General features: G+C 50.2%; 9 tRNA genes and 1 rRNA gene. All 10 read left to right on the top strand.

Going from position 1 to position 1016, the window contains the following annotated elements:
- The first annotated feature begins 8 nt into the window (after window positions 1–8).
- The 10 genes from rrf to MOC86_RS26595 all read left to right on the top strand — a co-directional run bounded on the left by rrf (window position 9) and on the right by MOC86_RS26595 (window position 948).
- Window positions 9–124: ribosomal RNA gene (rrf, locus tag MOC86_RS26550) — 5S ribosomal RNA — on the top strand.
- A gap of 3 nt (window positions 125–127) precedes the next feature.
- Window positions 128–203: transfer RNA gene (locus MOC86_RS26555), tRNA-Val, on the top strand.
- Between the two features lie 4 nt (window positions 204–207).
- Window positions 208–283, top strand: a tRNA-Thr gene (locus MOC86_RS26560).
- A gap of 6 nt (window positions 284–289) precedes the next feature.
- Window positions 290–365: transfer RNA gene (locus tag MOC86_RS26565), tRNA-Lys, on the top strand.
- 19 nt (window positions 366–384) lie between these two features.
- A tRNA-Leu gene (locus tag MOC86_RS26570) sits at window positions 385–467 on the top strand.
- A 4-nt stretch (window positions 468–471) separates the two neighbouring features.
- A tRNA-Gly gene (locus tag MOC86_RS26575) sits at window positions 472–546 on the top strand.
- 30 nt (window positions 547–576) lie between these two features.
- Window positions 577–665 (top strand) — tRNA-Leu (locus MOC86_RS26580).
- A 12-nt stretch (window positions 666–677) separates the two neighbouring features.
- Window positions 678–751: transfer RNA gene (locus tag MOC86_RS26585), tRNA-Arg, on the top strand.
- Between the two features lie 34 nt (window positions 752–785).
- A tRNA-Pro gene (locus MOC86_RS26590) sits at window positions 786–862 on the top strand.
- A 10-nt stretch (window positions 863–872) separates the two neighbouring features.
- Window positions 873–948 (top strand) — tRNA-Ala (locus MOC86_RS26595).
- Window positions 949–1016: the final 68 nt, after the last annotated feature.

A 1016-nucleotide genomic window follows, 5' to 3' on the forward strand; every position in this document is an offset into this window, starting at 1 on the left:
AGAATCTGTCTGGTAACCATAGCCAAGAGGTCACACCTGTTCCCATGCCGAACACAGAAGTTAAGCTCTTGAGCGCCGATGGTAGTTGGGACTTTGTCCTTGTGAGAGTAGGACGTTGCCAGGCGATGGAGGATTAGCTCAGCTGGGAGAGCATCTGCCTTACAAGCAGAGGGTCGGCGGTTCGAGCCCGTCATCCTCCACCATATTGCCGGTGTAGCTCAATTGGTAGAGCAACTGACTTGTAATCAGTAGGTTGGGGGTTCAAGTCCTCTTGCCGGCACCACTGTGGGAGCCATTAGCTCAGTTGGTAGAGCATCTGACTTTTAATCAGAGGGTCGAAGGTTCGAGTCCTTCATGGCTCACCATTTTAAGAAAGTTTAATATGCGGGTGTGGCGGAATTGGCAGACGCGCTAGACTTAGGATCTAGTGTCTTTATGACGTGGGGGTTCAAGTCCCTTCACCCGCATTATGCGGAAGTAGTTCAGTGGTAGAACATCACCTTGCCAAGGTGGGGGTCGCGGGTTCGAATCCCGTCTTCCGCTCCATTTATGAAATTTAACTGCCAAGTAATATATGCCGGGGTGGCGGAATTGGCAGACGCACAGGACTTAAAATCCTGCGGTAGGTGACTACCGTGCCGGTTCGAGCCCGGCCCTCGGCACCATTTATATTATATGCGCCCGTAGCTCAATTGGATAGAGCGTCTGACTACGGATCAGAAGGTTATGGGTTCGACTCCTATCGGGCGCGTTTTAAAAAAAGCTTGTGAAGTTCTACTTTCAAGCGGGAAGTAGCTCAGCTTGGTAGAGCACATGGTTTGGGACCATGGGGTCGCAGGTTCGAATCCTGTCTTCCCGACCATTTAAATATTGGGGCCTTAGCTCAGCTGGGAGAGCGCCTGCCTTGCACGCAGGAGGTCAGCGGTTCGATCCCGCTAGGCTCCACCAATTATATTGACCTTTGAAAACTGAACAAAATACGTCAACGTTAATTCTATTTTATTTTTAAAACAATG

The sequence above is a fragment of the Priestia endophytica genome (assembly GCF_026790145.1).
Classification (GTDB): domain Bacteria; phylum Bacillota; class Bacilli; order Bacillales; family Bacillaceae_H; genus Bacillus_I; species Bacillus_I endophytica_A.